Raw genomic sequence first — 15,052 nt, 5'->3', positions numbered from 1 at the left:
CGCGCTCAGCCCTGCAGGATGGGCGAATCGCGGTGGCCGGCGTCTCCGGGTGCCTGGCCGCGGATGGGGCGGCGCGCGGTGGCTGCCCCGTCCAGCAGCGCATCGCTCAGCAGCTGCGCCACCTCCTTGGCGGCGATGGGCTTGTGCAGGATGCGGTAGCCGCTGGCCTCGGCGTCGGCGATGCGTTCGGGCGCGGTGTCGCCGGTCAGCACGACGCTGAGCGGCGATGGGTGGCCCTGCTCGGCCAGCGCGGCCTCGACCGCGCCGATGGCCTGCAGGCCGGTGGCCCCTGCTTCCAGCCGGTAGTCGGCGATCACCAGATCGGGCGGGCGCGGCTGCTCCCGCAGCAGGCGGAGCGCATGGCCGGCGCTGTCCGCCGCGATGGCCCGCCAGCCGAGATCCTCGATCAGCAGGGTCAGCCCCTCGCGCACCAGGGGATCGTCGTCGATCACCAGCGCGATGCCGCGCCCCGGTTCCGGCGCCTGCTCCGCCGTCTCCGCCGCGGGGGCGGGGGCCGGTGCGGACTGGGCCGGCATCGGGATCTCCAGCGTGAAGCAGGAGCCGCGGTTGGGCCGGGACGCGACATGCACCCGGTATCCCAGCAGCCGCGCCAGCCGGTCGACGATGGCTAGCCCCAGCCCCAACCCCTTGCCACGGTCGCGGGTGGGGTTGGATATCTGGTAGAACTCGTGGAAGATGCGTTCCAGATGCTCCGGCGGAATGCCGATGCCGGTGTCGAAGATCTGGATGCGCAGGGTTCCGCGGCCGCGGCGGCAGCCCAGCAGGATGCGGCCCCGGTCGGTGTAGCGCAGGGCGTTCTCCACCAGATTGCGGATGATCCGCTCCAGCAGGGCGGGGTCGGCGGTCAGCGTCACGTCGGTGGGAACGCTGCGGAAGGCGATGCCCTTCTCCGCGGCGCGGAGCCGGTACTCCTCCTCCAGCCGCGCGAAGATGGAGCCCAGCGACACCGTCTGCACATTGGGGGAGACGGTGCCGGCATCCAGCTTCGAGATGTCCAGGATGGCGTCGAGCAGCCGGCACAGCGCGTCCATCGACGCCTCCAGGCTGCCGACCAGCGCCGAGGCGGGATGGTCGCCCAGCCGCAGCGCCAGCGCCGAGGTCAGCAGGACCAGCGACTGCACCGGCTGGCGCAGGTCGTGGCTGGCCGCGGCCAGGAAATGGGTCTTGGCGGCATTGGCTCGCTCGGCCACCATCAGCGCCATCACCGCCTCCTGCCGCGAGCGCTCCGCCTCGTTGCGGGAGCTTTCGGCTTCGGCGCGCGCCTGCTCGGCGCGTTCGGCCAGCGTGCGCTGGATGGTGATCTCCTCCGCCGCGCGCATCTCGCGCTCGCGCTGGATCGCCGCGATGTGGTCCAGCATGGCGTTGAAGCCGCGGGCCAGTGCCGACACCTCGTCGTTGCCGCGCACCCGGGCGCGCTGTCCGGTGAAGCCGTCGGTGGCGATGGAGCCGGCCAGCCGCTCCAGTTCGCGCAGGGAGCGCGTCATGTGGATGCCGACGGCGCGGCTGCCGATATAGATCGCCAGCAGGGCGGCGAGGGCGACCAGCCCATAGGCCGGCAGCATCCAGGACAACAGGGCGGTGGCCGGCGTGCCCGGTGCTTGCAGCCGCAGCTGCAGTCCCAGCGCCGAAAGCCGGTCCGGCACGGTGAGCGGGACGGTCACCGCGATCATGTCCGGTTCCAGCGGCGGCGGCGGCTCCGCCGTGTGCAGCAGCTCCGCCTCCGGATGCAGGACCAGGGCGTCGAGCGGCACCTTGTAGAGCAGCGCCCCTTCCGGCGAGCTGGTGCGGGAATAGACCAGCATCTCCGCCGCCAGCAGGAAATGGGTGCCGCCCTGGTGGATCACGGTGGCCGCCGGCCTCCCGGCGGCGATGGCCGCGCGCAGCCAGGCCATGTCGGCGGCGGTGATGGTCAGCGTACCGGTCTGCCGCCCGTTGTTGGCGATCTGGTCCCCTTCGAAATCCGTGAAGACGATCGCCAGCGGCACGCTGGCGATGTGGTCGAAGCTGCTCAGGAACGGGACCAGATAGGTTTCCTTGCCGGCGGAATCGACCAGCGCCGTGGCCAGCACGCTGTTCTCGGCCAGCTCGCGCATGGTGGTGACCAGCGTGTCGAGCAGCCCTTCGGTCTGGCGGGCGGCGAGGCTGGCGTTCGCCTCCACATTGGCGAGGTGCTGGCGCGCCAGATGGCGGCTCGACACCACATAGAGGCTGGCGCCGATCAGGATGGCGATCAGCACGCCCAGCATCAGCGACACCAGCGCGAAGCGGCGGGCCAGCCGGCCGGAGGTCAGCATCCGCTGCGCCGCGCTGGGGGCGGCGCTCGGGGAAACGGAGCCGTTCGGGGGGCGGTAGGGATCGGGTCCGGTCATCGGCGCGCTCACTCCACCGGGACCAGCACGCCGTCGGCGCGGAAGCGCGCCATCAGCAGGTCGCCCGGTCCCAGCGCCTCGTGCCGGCCGGGGGCGAAGGGGCGGTCGAAATCGCGGATCACCCCGCGATAGGGGCCGACCTGCTCCAGCGCGTTGCGCACGGCGGCGCGGTCGGTGGTGCCGGCGCGGTCGATCGCCAGCGCCAGGATGCGGGTCAGGTCGTAGGCGTGCAGGAAGCCGACCGGCGACACGATGTCCTCCGGCCGGTGGATGCCGAACAGCCGCCCGGCGGTCTCCAGCACCGGCGCCAGCCGTTCGGGCGGGATGCGGAAGGGGCTGACCGTCTGGATCACGGAGAAGTCGACCTCCTGCAGGGCCGGGCCGGCCTGACCGACGAAATCGCCGCCGGTGACGCCCCAATGGCTGAGGATCGGCAGCCGCCGGCCGGGCGGCAGGGCCGCCACCTCGCGCACCAGCACGGCGGCCTCGTCGTCGTTGGCGACCAGCAGGATCGCCTGGGCGCCGGCGGCCGCCAGCTCCTCGTACTTGTCGATCAACGAGCGGTCGCGCCAGTTGTACCAGGCGGTGCCGACCATGGCCGGGCTGTCGCGCCCGGCGAGATGGCGCTTGGCCGCCTCCAGATTGGAGCGTCCCCAGGCGGTGTTGGTCAGCAGCAGCCCGACGCGGGTCAGCCCGCGGTCGGCCGCGCGGCTCAGCAGGAAGGGCATGGCCAGCCCGTCGCGCAAGGACAGGCGGAAGATGTAGTTGGGCTCCATCCCGTTGTCGACGATGCCGTCCGCCGACGACCAGGGCGCCAGGAACAGGGTGCGGGTCTGCTGCAGGATCGGCAGCTCCTCGATCACCACCGGGCTGAACCGGCCGCCGAACACCGCGATCAGGTCGGGGATGGTAGCGAGTTCCCGAATGTTCTTGATGCCGCGGGCGGAGATCGACCGGTGTTCGCGCGTGATGAGGGCCAGCGGCCGGCCGCCCAGCACGCCGCCCTGGCGGTTGATGTCGTCGATGGCGGTCAGGATTCCGCGCTCGATGGCTTCGGCCGAGGTGCTGTTGCTCAACCCGAATTCGCCGTCCAGCGCCAGGATCACCGGATCGGGTCCGGCCGCGGCGGCCGGCGTTGCGCATGCGAGCGCAAGCAGAAGAAGCGCTGGCTTAAGAAGGCGGATGGCTGCGGCAAACATTGTCCGTCGTTCGATTGATACGGCGGACGGAAGACGGAGCTTCCGCGCGCGGACCGCGGCACTATGGGTGGGCGGAAGCGGCGGGGTCAATCTGCCCTTCGGCCGAGCGGCGGCGCGGACGACCCCTTGCCGTTCCGGCAGGTTCATGCCTGTCGGGCCGTTTATTATCGTGGACGGCACGCCAAGGGACCGAGGGAGCAAGGGGATGCGCCATTCGCTCATCGAACGGCGCATCGGTCGCTATGGCATCAGACCAGTCGGGCGGTCAGGCTGATCTGGGTGCCGGCGAGCGCCTTCGACACCGGGCAGTTGGCCTTGGCGCCGGCCGCCTGTTCCTGGAAGGCGGCGTCGTCGATGCCGGGGATCTCGGCCTCGCACTCCAACTCGATCCGGCTGATGGCGAAGCCGGCGCCGGCCTTCTCCAGATGGACCTTGGCGGTGGTGTGGACGCGGGTCGGGGGGTGGCCGGCTTGGGAGAGCCCGGCCGACAGCGCCATGGAGAAGCAGCCGGCATGTGCCGCGGCGATCAGCTCCTCCGGGTTGGTGCCCTGTCCGTTTTCGAAGCGCGACGGGAAGGAATAGGCGCCCTCGAAGGCGCCGCTGCCCAGCCGCATCGTCCCGCTGCCCGATTTCAGGTCGCCGCGCCATTCGGCGTCCGATTGCCGCATCGCCATGTCGGTGTCTCCCCTTTCAGGTCATGGTGGTTCCGGCCCGCGCATCGGGACCGGTCGAGCCTGACCTAGGGCGGGGGCACGTTGCGGCCAGCCGTATAATACCTTCGCGCGGGGGCGGCGCGCGGGACGATCACGCCTCCTGGACGGTCTCGATCTCCGACAGGTCCGACAGGCGGCGGGCCAGCCGTTCGGTGCAGCGGACCTCCAGGATGCCGAAGCCGGCGTTGGGGGCGATGGCGTGCAGGTCGCCGGCCATGCCGTTCTCGCTGGCCAGCCGCCGCACGCGCTCCACCATGGCGTCCCGTTCCGGCCGGCCGGGGCGCAGGCCGGGCAGGGGGCGCGTGAAATGCAGCTTGTAGCGCTTGAAGATCGAAGGGGCCATCGGGTCACGGATGCGAAGTGGGGGCGGTCGCCTCGGACAGGATGTCCTTGGGCGCCGGCCCCCGGATCTCGCACAGGCCGGGCATGGGATGCCAGCCCGAAAAGGCCCTATCTCCGCGGCTTATACCAGCGGTCATTGATGATGACCGCTGGTATCCGTGCCGACCGGCACGGCGGCGGCCCATGTCGCCAAAGCTTTTATCCTGACAGGTCAGGATCAAAAGCCGCTGGTACTAGGTCTTGGGCTCGACATTCTCGGCACCGGCGCGGGTGCCGCCGAAGCGGTCGGCGCCCTTGGCGTCGGGGGCATCGGGCTTCTTGTGATTGCCGGTGTTCTGCTCGCCCTCGGTGTGGCGGACGGTCTCTTCGGTGTGAGGCTGCTTGTTCTGCGAACCGGTCATCGGCGGGAGTCTCCCATTATATAAGGTGTCCTCCCTTCAACCGGATCGGGCGCCTTACCGTTCCCGCGCGATGGCCTGCGCCACCGCCATCCACCGCTCCTCCTCGTCGGCCGCCCCGTCCTCGTCGCGCAGAGCCAGCAGGGAGGCCACACCCCGAGCCGGCTGGAGCGGCGCAGCGCGAAGAAGCGGTCGAGTTCCTCATGGGTCGGCAGCCGGTCGCCCTTGTGCTGGTTGCAGCGGCGGTGTGCCAGCACGACGTTGGCCGGATCGTCGATCCCGCCATAGGCCCGGGGGATCAGATGGTCGTAAGTCGCCTTCGCCCCCACCGGCCCGTCGCAGAAGAAGCAGCGCCCGCCCTGCTGGACGTCCATCAGTCTGGCATCGTCCGGCGTGACGGGCATGGCGCTCTCCGTAAGGGTGGGATTACAGGTCGCGCTCGACGCTGCCCCACAGGTCGTACTCGTCGGCATGCTCGATGGTGACGTCCACCATGTCGCCCGGCTTCAGGCCGGTCTCGCCGTTGAGGAAGACGTTGCCGTCGATCTCCGGCGCGTCGGCGTAGGAGCGGCCGATGGCCCCGTCCTCGTCCACTTCGTCGATCAGCACGCCCAGCGTCCAGCCCACCTTCTTCTGGAGCCGTTCGGCGCTGATCGCCTTCTGCGTCTCCATGAAGCGTTCCCAGCGCTCCTGCTTCACCTCTTCCGGCACGGCGCCGGGCAGGTCGTTGGCTGCGGCACCCTCCACCGGCTCGTACTTGAAGCAGCCGACGCGGTCGAGCTGGGCCTCCTTCAGCCAGTCCAGCATGAACTGGAAGTCCTCCTCCGTCTCGCCGGGGAAGCCGGTGATGAAGGTGGAGCGCAGGACCAGATGCGGGCACTCGTCGCGCCACTTGCGGATGCGGTCCAGCTGCTTTTCCTGGGCGGCCGGGCGGCGCATCGCCTTCAGAACGGTGGGCGAGGCATGCTGGAACGGGATGTCGAGATAGGGGAGGATCTTGCCCTCCGCCATCAGCGGCATGACCTCGTCCACATGCGGGTAGGGGTAGACGTAATGCAGGCGGACCCACAGGTCGAAGTTCGCCAGCTCGTTGCACAGGTCGAAGAAGCGGGTGCGGACCTCGCGGTCGTACCATTTCTCCGTCTTGTACTTCACGTCGACGCCGTAGGCGCTGGTGTCCTGGGAGATGACCAGCAGTTCCTTGACGCCGGCCACCGCCAGCTTTTCCGCCTCGCGCAGGACGGAATGGATCGGCCGGCTGACCAGATCGCCGCGCAAGGACGGGATGATGCAGAAGCTGCAGCGGTTGTTGCAGCCTTCGGAAATCTTCAGGTACGCGTAGTGGCGCGGGGTCAGCCGCAGCCCTTCCGGCGGCACCAGATCGGTGAAGGGGTTGTGCGTCGGCGGCACCGCCTCGTGCACCGCGCTGACCACCTGTTCATACTGGTGGGGGCCGGTGACGGCCAGCACGTCGGGGTGGATCTGCCGGATCAGGTCCGATTCCACGCCCATGCAGCCGGTGACGATGACCCGCCCGTTCTCCTTGATCGCCTCGCCGATGGCGTCCAGCGATTCCTTCTTGGCGCTGTCCAGGAAGCCGCAGGTGTTGACCAGCACGACGTCCGCGCCGTCGTAGCTGGGGGAGATCTCGTACCCCTCCGCGCGCAGGCGGGTCAGGATACGCTCTGAATCGACGAGCGCCTTCGGGCAGCCGAGGCTGACGATGCCGACCTTCGGGGCGCCCATGGTCTGGGCGGCGGCCGGCGATGCGGACTTCGGAACGGGGGATGTGGTCATCGCGCGCGTATACCGCCGAATCGAAGATTACGCCAGTGAAACATGTCGGCGAAGCGATTCAGCATGGCCGATATGCCGGTTTCGCCTGTGTTCCCCAAGGCTTTCCCACAGCCGTGCCTTGGCCGGACCGCCCAGGTGGATGCGACAATTCGCAACAAAAGGGTAAAGTGTTCGCGGTTCCGTTTTCAGTTCGGTCGCGCTACAGTATGTGACGGTCTTATGATCGAAGTGGCTGCCGCCTTTCAGCGATAGCCGCCTGCCTCTTTGTATGGCCATCGTATAGCCACTAAACTTTATAGAGTGGAAAAAATGGACTTCGCAAAAGTGCGCGGCGTTGCTGCGGGCCGGATGTCGGTGAGGAAGAACGGTGCGCTGGATCGCACCCCGGTCGGTTCTCCCATCGGAGCGGGTTCGATCGGAACCGGACCCATGGGAGCCGGAATGGATTTCGCCCACTCGGATCACACCGGCGGCGCGTCGCCGCAGGCCATCGCCGACGTGATGCTGCAGATCGCCCATATCGCGGACAGCCTGGGCTACACCCACGGGCTGAAGCCGTCCCAGTGGACGGCGCTGCGCTATTTCGCCGGCGCCAACAACAGCCAGCGCACCGTCTCGGCCTTCGCCGACTTCCACGCCACCACGCGCGGAGCCGCCTCGCAGATGGTGGAGGTGCTGGTGGGCAAGGAGCTGCTGGTCCGCGTGCCGGTTCCAGAGGATCGCCGCGTCACCCAGCTGCACCCGACGCCGAAGGCGCTGGAGCTGCTGCGCCACGATCCGCTCAACGACTTCGCCGGCGTCATCGCCACCCTGCCGGCCGACGACCAGTACCGCCTGGCCGAGACGCTGACCAGCCTGCTGCGCGGCCTGCTGGAGAAGCGGCAGTCGGTTTGATCGGTTCGGTTTGATCGATTTGGCCTGATCGGATCGGTCTGATCCGTCCGGGGGCGCCCGGCCGTACCCCTCAGGGCTTGCGGCAGACGGCGACCGCGCTTTCCAGCCCGCGTTGTTCGCGTTCGCTCAGGCGGTTGGCGACGAAACCTTCCCACAGCCCGTTCCTTGCCAGTTCCGACTGCACACAGCTGCAGTTGGCGGCGCAGGTCGCCGACGCGACGCCGGCGCGTTCGCAGTTCGCCACGCAGGCGGCCTGGAAGTCGCGCACCGCCGGCGCCTCCACCGGCAGGATCTGTGCCGCGGCCCAGGCGATGCCGAACAGCAGCGGCTGGTGCAGCAGATAGACCGCGAGGCTGTGCCGCCCGGCCAGCGCCAGAGTCCGCCCGGCGGCGCCGGTCACCGCCACGCCTTCCCCCATCCCCGGCCGTAGCCGCGCCAGCCCGATCCCCGCCAGCATGGCGCCGATCCAGGGCAGGACCGGTACGAAGTCGTTGGAATCCGGCGCCACGCTGGTCATGCCGATCCAGCGCAGCCACGGGCTGTCGAAGGCGGGGAAGGACAGCGAGGTGCCGGCCAGCACCGCCGCCGCGGCAGCCGCCAGGGTCAGCGCCGCCGGCAGGCGGACGAAGGCGAGGCCGACGATGCTCGCCAGCACGATGTGGTGCAGCACGCCGAAGAAGATCGGGCTGTCGGGGAACAGGGCGTAGGAGGCCGCCGACACCGCCGCGGCCCCGGCCGCCACCCGTCCCAGCCGGCGCAGGAAGCGCCGGCCGTCCAGCCCGTCGCGGGTCGCCAGCACCAGCCCGATGCCGGCCAGAAACAGGAAGCTCGACAGGATCGCCGTGCGGGCGGCAAGCCAGAGCGGATCGCCCAGCAGGTCGAAGCGGGCGAGCCCGAAATAGGTTGCGTCCCAACTGGCGTGATAGAGCGCCATGGCGACCAGCGCCAGCCCGCGCGCGACGTCGATCGCCGGCCGGCGCGATCCTCCCGCTTGGGATCCGCCTGGCGTGCCCGGAGCCGAACCCTGCGCCGCCACACCGTCGACTGCACTCATGATTCCGTCATTCCCACGCCGAAAATCCATCCTTCCTGCCGCCGCGCCGTTCCGTCCAGCCCCCGCGGTGCCCAGGCCCCTGGAATGCCGGCGAGCCGGCGCAGCCCGGCGGCCGAGACCAGCGCGTCGCTGTCATGGTCGCTGACGGCGCCGGTCCGCTCCAGCGGGCGAGAGCCCAGCCGGTGCAATGCCTCGTCCAGTTCAGAGGCATCGCGGATCTTGCGCTGGCCGAAGCCGGTGTGCTTGAGGAACAGGCGCGGGTAGATCTCCACCATCGCGCTGCCGCCCGCCACCGGATCCTCGAAGGGCCAGACCGCCAGCCGGCCGGGCAGCGCCGCGCGCAGGGCGCGCAGCACCCGCATTCCGGCGAGCGCGCCTTTCCCGACCTGACGCGAGCCGATCAGCTTGTAGGGGCTCTGCGGATGGCCGAGCCCGTCGGCGCGGCAGGCCCATTCGGTCGCCCGGTGCGGGTCATCGTACCAGTCCGGCTGCGGGCCGCGGTGCCAGAATCCGGCGCCATGCAGCGGATGGAGGGCGAAGGCGCCGCCTGCGAAATCGGGCTCGCCGGCGCAGACCTCCTCCACCGCGTCCCACAGGTCGAAGACGGTTGCCTCCCGGCCGGGAAAGCCGCGCGCCGCCACCGCGAAGGGCAGGGAGAAGGCGCAATCGATGCCGATCAGCGCCGGTTCGCGCGCCAGCTCCACCAGCAGCCAGTCGAACAGCGCCGTCCGCGACCACCAGCCGCCGGGACCTTCCACCAGAGCGGGGGCCGCGTCGCCGTCCCGGCACTCCGCCACCGCGATGCCGGCATAGCGCTTGCCGCGGGCGCCGGACCAGTCGATGGCGATGAAGCGGGGGAAGGCGGCTGAGCAGGCGGGCATGGACCGGTACGGGGAGGTTTCGGACTGCCGTCCAGCATTAGCGGAGCCGGCATCATTCGGGCAACGCCTATTACGTTCCCGCCATGGTGGTGGAGAAATGCCCGTGCTACTATAGTTTTGCCTTTTTCATCTCCCGAAACGCGTCAAGTCCCATTGATTTCCCTTATTGGGTGAGAGCCATGACCATCCATCAGATGATCAACCTCAGCACCACCGCCCTGCCGCCGGGCAGCCCCGGTCTCGCCTTGTACGCGGCTGCGACCAATCACTTCGTCCATTTCCACGGCTTCCGCAACCTCGGCTTCGGCTATGAAGCCTGCAATGCCGCGGTCGCGGTGCAGAAGCGGGCGGATCTGACGTCCTATCCCAATTTTTCGGTCTGTTTCGGATCGTCGCGCCTGCATACGGGGCTCGATCCGGTGTTCAACACCGTATCGGACGACATCAATCCGAGAAGCCCCTTCGCCTCGTCGCAGCGCGAACAGCATGCGGAGCAGACGGCGATCCTGATCGCCTGCGATCAGTACGCTCTGTGGACCGACCAGAATGGCCGATGCCACATCTATGTCGACTACAGCCCGTGCGAAAACTGCGAGCCCTGGCTGGAGGACCGCATGGAGGACTGGGTGGTCTATTACCGGTTCCCCCTGAACCTGTCGAGCAGCATGGTCAAGGAACGCAAAGACACCCACAAGCAGCAGTATGGGCAGTTCTTCGGCACGAAAATCAAATAGGGCGCGGGAGGTTCAGACCGTCACCGACACGAGGCCGCCCGGCGATCCGCCGTAGCGTCCGGCCGCCGCAGCAGGCGTGAAGCCGGAGGCGGCCGGCGCCGCGCCGGTGGAGGTCGTACCGGGCGATGCCGCGCCGGTGGAGGCCGCCGACCCGCTGTACACCGATCCGCCGGTGAAGCCGGTGCCGCCGCCCAATCCGGTCCCGGCAATGCTCCAGTCCGCGGCGGCGCCCGTTCCCGATGCAGCCCCGGCCAACCCGTCGGCGGAGCCCGCAGCCGGATCGGCCGCGGTGCCGTTCCGCGCCTGCGTCCCGGCGGCGGATTTCCTCTGGTCGTCCTGTGCAAGCCGGTCGGCGGCGCGGCGGTATTCCTCGACCACGCGCTGGGACGGAATCTGGTCCTGGGTCTCGCCGGTGTCGAAATCGCGGAAATAGAGCACGGCCACCCGCGCGCCCTGGTCGTAACGCAGGTAGGGGCTGATATAGCCGGCGCCGGACGTCCTCTCCTCCTCCGGTCCGGCGGGGGTGCCGGCGGTCCGGGCGGGGGAGGGCTGGGTGGAGGCGGCCGAAGAGGCGGCGATGCCGGCCTCCGTCGGCTGGAAGGCCGTCGGGCGGACTGCCGTCGTGCTGGAAACGCCACGGATCTCCATCGGTGCCTCCCGCGTCTGTTGTCCGCTGACTGGGGCAGGCCGTTGCCGGCTGCCGCCCCGCTTCACTCCCCCGCCGTTCCGCCCGTGCGACCGGTTCCGGTCCCGACCGGGATCAGACCGTGATGTTCAGGTTCTGGCCGCGGGTCGGGGTGGTGTTGCCGCCGCTGCCGGAGCCGGCCTGGACGTTCTGCGCCTCCTGCTGGCGGCGGTTGCGTTCGTCCTGGTCTTCCTGCGCGGATTCGACCTGCGAGGTGGACCGCTGCGCCGCGGCCGGACCGCTGCTGAGCGGGGTGACGTAGGGCTGCTGGTAGCCGCCGATACCGCCGATGCTGCTCACGCCCATGATGGCTCCTCCGGTCGCTGACGCGACGCTTCTTGGAACAGCCGGCGAACAGGTCATCGGCCCGGCCGTCCGACCGGGGGCGTCGGGGCCCGGCTGCACCCCAAACTAGGCAAATTTTGCCTGATCGAAAGGGTTAGCGCCAGCGAAATCGACTCGTTGAACAACCGTCGGCGGGAATGTCAACGAACAAAGTGCCTTAGGGAGTGAGCGTCACAACTCTTTTTCCATGGACCGTTCCGGCCCGGCAACCGCGGTGTCTGGTTCGGGCGGCGACTCGGCGTTGCGCCACAGCGCGGCTTCCACCGCCAGGGTCCAGAAGCTCTCCGCCGCCTTGCTCTGGCGCGCGCGGGGGCGCACCAGCCGGATCTGCACCGGAACGGTCCAGCGCGGGTCGCCGGCCGGCCGGCCGGCCCGGACCAGGGTGCCGCGGGACAGATCCTCGGCGATCAGGCTTTCCGGCAGCCATGCCACCCCGCGCCCGTCGCGCGCCAGCGTGCGCAGCACCGCCGCGAGGTGGGAGGTGAAGACGGTGTCGAGCGCCGCCGGCAGCGGCTGCACCACCCGAACCGCCTCCAGGATGCGGCCCATTCCGGACTCGCGGCTGTAGGACAGGTGCGGCAGCGGCGCAGTTTCCCCATCGGCCAGCAGATGGCGGGGCCGTCCGTCGCCGTCCGGGGCGGTCACCGCCAGCAGCCGGTCGCCGCCGACGACGACGGAGCGGAAGGACTCCGCATCCAGCCGGCCAGCCGCCGCCGGATGGGCGTGGCACAGCAGGAACTGCGCTTGGCCCGCCAGCATCAGCCGCTCGCAGGCCTCCATGCTGTCCGACGACAGGGTGATGGCGCCCAGCCGCGCCCGCGCCTCCAGTGTCCGCAGCCAGGCCGGGAAGAAGGTCAGCGACAGCGCGTGCGTCGCGGCGAAGCGCAGGGTCGCGGCCTCCGACTGGGCGGCGAGCCGCGCTTCCTCACGCCCCTGCAGCAGGCGGCGCACCGTCTCGTCGGCGAAGGGGCGGAAGCGGCGCCCGGCCTCCGTCAGGGTCACCGGCTGGCCGCTGCGGTCGAACAGCGGGGTGCCGGCCCAATCCTCCAGCGCGCGGATGCGTCGGCTGAAGGCCGGCTGGGTCAGGTGGCGCGCGTCGGCGGCGCGGGAGAAGTTGCCGCAATCCACCAGCGCCAGGAAATCGTCGAGCCAGGAGAGTTCCATCGCCCAATCTTCGTCACGTCTGCCGGACCGGGACCCGTGCGGGGCAAGCCCATGCCGAACCTGCATGATGCGTTCCGGCCTTGGCATTGGCCCGGCGGCCCGCATCATCCCTACAGTGCCGGCACGAAACGCGCCACCATGCTGCAAGAGGAACCGCCATGCGCATCGTCGAAATCCGCGAGCAGACCGCCGGCATCAAGTCCGACATCGCCAACGCCTTCATCGACTTCAGCCAGATGACCTGCAGCGTGGTGGCGGTCGTCACCGACGTGGTGCGCGACGGAAAGCCGGTGATCGGCTACGGTTTCAACTCCAACGGCCGCTATGCCGCGGGCGGGCTGCTGCGCGAGCGCTTCATTCCCCGGCTGATGTCGGCGGCACCCGACAGCCTGCTGGACGACACGGGCGAAAACCTGGACCCGTTCCGCATCTGGGCGCGGCTGATGACCAACGAGAAGCCGGGCGGCCATGGCGAGCGCTCGGTCGCCGTCGGCACCATCGACATGGCGGTGTGGGACGCCGTGGCGAAGATCGCCGGCGTGCCGCTCTACCGCCTGCTGGCCGACCGCTTCCGCGGCGGGGTGGCCGACGACAGCGTGTGGGTCTATGCGGCCGGCGGCTATTACTATCCCGGCAAGGACCTGAAGGCGCTGCAGGACGAGATGCGCAGCTACCGCGACCGCGGCTACCGGGTCGTGAAGATGAAGATCGGCGGCGCCCCGCTGGAGGAGGATCTGCGCCGGATCGACGCGGTGCTGGAGGTGGTCGGATCGGGCGAGAACCTGTGCGTCGACGCCAACGGCCGCTTCGACCTCAAGACCGCCATCGCCTACGCGGAGGCGCTGAAGCCCTACGGCCTGTTCTGGTACGAGGAGGCCGGCGACCCGCTGGACTATGCGCTGCAGGCCGAACTCGCCGCCCATTACGACCGCCCGATGGCGACCGGCGAGAACCTGTTCTCCCACCAGGACGCCCGCAATCTGATCCGCCATGGCGGCATGCGCGCCGACCGCGACTGGCTGCAGTTCGACTGCGCGCTGAGCTATGGGCTGGTGGAGTATATGCGCACGCTGGACATGCTGAAGGAGAACGGCTGGTCCAGCCGCCGGGTGGTGCCGCATGGCGGGCACCAGATGTCGCTGAACATCGCCGCCGGCCTGCATCTGGGCGGCAACGAATCCTATCCCGACGTCTTCAAGCCCTTCTGCGGCTTCGCCGACGGCATCGCCGTGGAGGATGGCCGGGTGCGCCTGCCCGACCTGCCCGGCATCGGGTTCGAGGCCAAGTCGGAGCTGTTCGCGACCATGAGCGGCCTGCTGGAAACCCGATAAAAATTGTCAGGTATGGACTCCAAACCTGTTCCTTTGGGAGACGGGGTGCCGTGAATCGAATCGGCCATTGACCAACTGAATTGCTGTGTCAATCTATTGGTGGTCGCAACGTTTCAGAAAGGAGGTGATCCAATGTCTCATGGAGCCAGTCCGGTTGTCGCCGCATTGTTCGGTCTCGCCGCACTCCTGACGGCTGGGATCGCCAACGCGGAGTGTTCGTCCAGCCACAGCGCGAGCGTATCGCCGCCGCCGGCCTCCGGCACCGTCGGATCGGTCGGAACCCCGGCGCCCAGCAGCACGCGCGGCGGGTGATCGCCGCACGCTGACGACCAGGAACATCCATGCTTTGGAACGGGCCGCCCCTCAAAGGGCGGCCCGTTTCTTTTGCGCGGCAGGAGGGGGAATGCCGCGGTTGTGGGACGGTATTTCCGAAAAATGCCACAGAGATGAAGGAATGTTGCTTTTCCGCTTGATGGAAGCCCCTATATTGAAATTTTTACCTTTTCCCCGCCACCATCGCGCGTGAAACCCCCGATATCGGGTTCGGGGCGCGTTGGAGGGCACGATGGATCATTCGACCGGTCATCACCATGGCTGCTGCCAGGGCGAACACAGCTCGCGCCGCGGGTTCCTGAAACTGGCGACGCTGGGTGCCGGCGTGACGCTGATGGCGCCGATGATGATGAGCCGCCCGGCCAGCGCCGGCAGCGTCGACACGCTTCTGCTGTCCTGCATGGACTATCGCCTGATGGGGCATGTCGCCGGCTACATGAACGCCCGCAACATGCAGGCGAACTACGACCACGTCATCCTGGCCGGCGCCAGTCTGGGTGCGCTCACCGACAAGAAGCCGGCCTGGGGCGAGGCCTTCTGGGACCATGTCGCGGTCGCCAAGGAACTGCACCACATCAAGCGCCTGATCGTCATGGATCACCGCGACTGCGGCGCCTACAAGGTCTTCCTCGGCATGGACGTGGCCTCCGACCCTGCCAAGGAAGCGGAGGTGCACGGCCAGTACCTGACCAAGCTGAAGGCGATGGTCAAGGAACGCCACCCCGACCTGGAGGTCGAACTGCTGCTGATGGGCCTGGACGGCACGGTCGAGAAGCTGGCGGCGTAGGGAAA

At 69.0% G+C, this 15,052-nt stretch carries 16 protein-coding genes; 4 read left to right on the top strand and 12 right to left on the bottom strand.

The window, feature by feature from the left end; genetic code table 11:
* Positions 1-5: 5 nt before the first annotated feature.
* From AB8P05_RS26470 to rimO, 7 genes are all read right to left on the bottom strand, one after another.
* On the bottom strand, positions 6-2,390 hold the full coding sequence (locus AB8P05_RS26470; protein WP_472761516.1) for a sensor histidine kinase: 2,385 nt from the start codon (positions 2,388-2,390) through the stop codon (positions 6-8).
* 8 nt (positions 2,391-2,398) lie between these two features.
* Positions 2,399-3,496, bottom strand: coding sequence for an ABC transporter substrate-binding protein (locus tag AB8P05_RS26465; RefSeq protein WP_472761515.1), 1,098 nt, complete (start codon positions 3,494-3,496; stop codon positions 2,399-2,401).
* A 341-nt stretch (positions 3,497-3,837) separates the two neighbouring features.
* Positions 3,838-4,263 (bottom strand): OsmC family protein, encoded by a 426-nt coding sequence (locus tag AB8P05_RS26460; protein ID WP_455175416.1) that lies wholly within the window; start codon positions 4,261-4,263, stop codon positions 3,838-3,840.
* A 130-nt stretch (positions 4,264-4,393) separates the two neighbouring features.
* Positions 4,394-4,645, bottom strand: a complete 252-nt coding sequence (locus AB8P05_RS26455) for a hypothetical protein (protein WP_014189516.1) — start codon at positions 4,643-4,645, stop codon at positions 4,394-4,396.
* 232 nt (positions 4,646-4,877) lie between these two features.
* On the bottom strand, positions 4,878-5,045 hold the full coding sequence (locus AB8P05_RS26450) for a hypothetical protein (RefSeq protein ID WP_167562533.1): 168 nt from the start codon (positions 5,043-5,045) through the stop codon (positions 4,878-4,880).
* The gene (locus AB8P05_RS26445) at positions 5,042-5,446 is read right to left on the bottom strand and encodes an HNH endonuclease (RefSeq protein ID WP_472761514.1); all 405 of its coding nucleotides are present in this window, start codon (positions 5,444-5,446) and stop codon (positions 5,042-5,044) included. Before AB8P05_RS26445 ends, AB8P05_RS26450 begins: the two co-directional genes overlap by 4 nt.
* 22 nt (positions 5,447-5,468) lie before the next feature.
* Positions 5,469-6,788 carry a 30S ribosomal protein S12 methylthiotransferase RimO gene (gene rimO, locus AB8P05_RS26440; protein WP_472761616.1) on the bottom strand — a complete coding sequence of 440 codons (1,320 nt, stop codon included), beginning with the start codon at positions 6,786-6,788 and terminating at the stop codon, positions 5,469-5,471.
* Positions 6,789-7,280: 492 nt separating this feature from the next.
* On the opposite strand from rimO, the gene AB8P05_RS26435 reads away from it, so the two are divergent.
* The gene (locus AB8P05_RS26435) at positions 7,281-7,733 is read left to right on the top strand and encodes a MarR family winged helix-turn-helix transcriptional regulator (protein ID WP_455175414.1); all 453 of its coding nucleotides are present in this window, start codon (positions 7,281-7,283) and stop codon (positions 7,731-7,733) included.
* Between the two features lie 70 nt (positions 7,734-7,803).
* Here AB8P05_RS26435 and AB8P05_RS26430 read toward each other — a convergent pair whose 3' ends face one another.
* Complete coding sequence (locus AB8P05_RS26430; protein WP_472761513.1) at positions 7,804-8,787, bottom strand: acetyltransferase domain-containing protein; 984 nt, start codon at positions 8,785-8,787, stop codon at positions 7,804-7,806.
* Positions 8,784-9,668 (bottom strand): hypothetical protein, encoded by an 885-nt coding sequence (locus tag AB8P05_RS26425; protein WP_472761512.1) that lies wholly within the window; start codon positions 9,666-9,668, stop codon positions 8,784-8,786. Before AB8P05_RS26425 ends, AB8P05_RS26430 begins: the two co-directional genes overlap by 4 nt.
* 179 nt (positions 9,669-9,847) lie before the next feature.
* On the opposite strand from AB8P05_RS26425, the gene AB8P05_RS26420 reads away from it, so the two are divergent.
* Positions 9,848-10,402 carry a cytidine/deoxycytidylate deaminase family protein gene (locus AB8P05_RS26420; RefSeq protein ID WP_455175411.1) on the top strand — a complete coding sequence of 185 codons (555 nt, stop codon included), beginning with the start codon at positions 9,848-9,850 and terminating at the stop codon, positions 10,400-10,402.
* Positions 10,403-10,414: 12 nt separating this feature from the next.
* Here AB8P05_RS26420 and AB8P05_RS26415 read toward each other — a convergent pair whose 3' ends face one another.
* The 3 genes from AB8P05_RS26415 to AB8P05_RS26405 form a co-directional block, all read right to left on the bottom strand.
* On the bottom strand, positions 10,415-11,050 hold the full coding sequence (locus tag AB8P05_RS26415) for a hypothetical protein (protein WP_472761511.1): 636 nt from the start codon (positions 11,048-11,050) through the stop codon (positions 10,415-10,417).
* A 112-nt stretch (positions 11,051-11,162) separates the two neighbouring features.
* Entirely contained in the window at positions 11,163-11,393 is a 231-nt protein-coding gene (locus tag AB8P05_RS26410; RefSeq protein WP_455175409.1) for a hypothetical protein, read from the bottom strand.
* A 210-nt stretch (positions 11,394-11,603) separates the two neighbouring features.
* Positions 11,604-12,596, bottom strand: a complete 993-nt coding sequence (locus tag AB8P05_RS26405; RefSeq protein ID WP_472761510.1) for a LysR family transcriptional regulator — start codon at positions 12,594-12,596, stop codon at positions 11,604-11,606.
* A 158-nt stretch (positions 12,597-12,754) separates the two neighbouring features.
* On the opposite strand from AB8P05_RS26405, the gene AB8P05_RS26400 reads away from it, so the two are divergent.
* Positions 12,755-13,927, top strand: a complete 1,173-nt coding sequence (locus tag AB8P05_RS26400) for a mandelate racemase/muconate lactonizing enzyme family protein (protein ID WP_472761509.1) — start codon at positions 12,755-12,757, stop codon at positions 13,925-13,927.
* A 565-nt stretch (positions 13,928-14,492) separates the two neighbouring features.
* Positions 14,493-15,047, top strand: coding sequence for a carbonic anhydrase (locus tag AB8P05_RS26395; RefSeq protein WP_472761508.1), 555 nt, complete (start codon positions 14,493-14,495; stop codon positions 15,045-15,047).
* The last annotated feature ends 5 nt before the right edge of the window (positions 15,048-15,052 follow it).

The sequence above is a fragment of the Azospirillum sp. VT-I1 genome, assembly GCF_055698305.1.
Note: the sequence above shows the minus strand (reverse complement) of the source record. Positions and strands in the feature narration are given on the sequence as shown.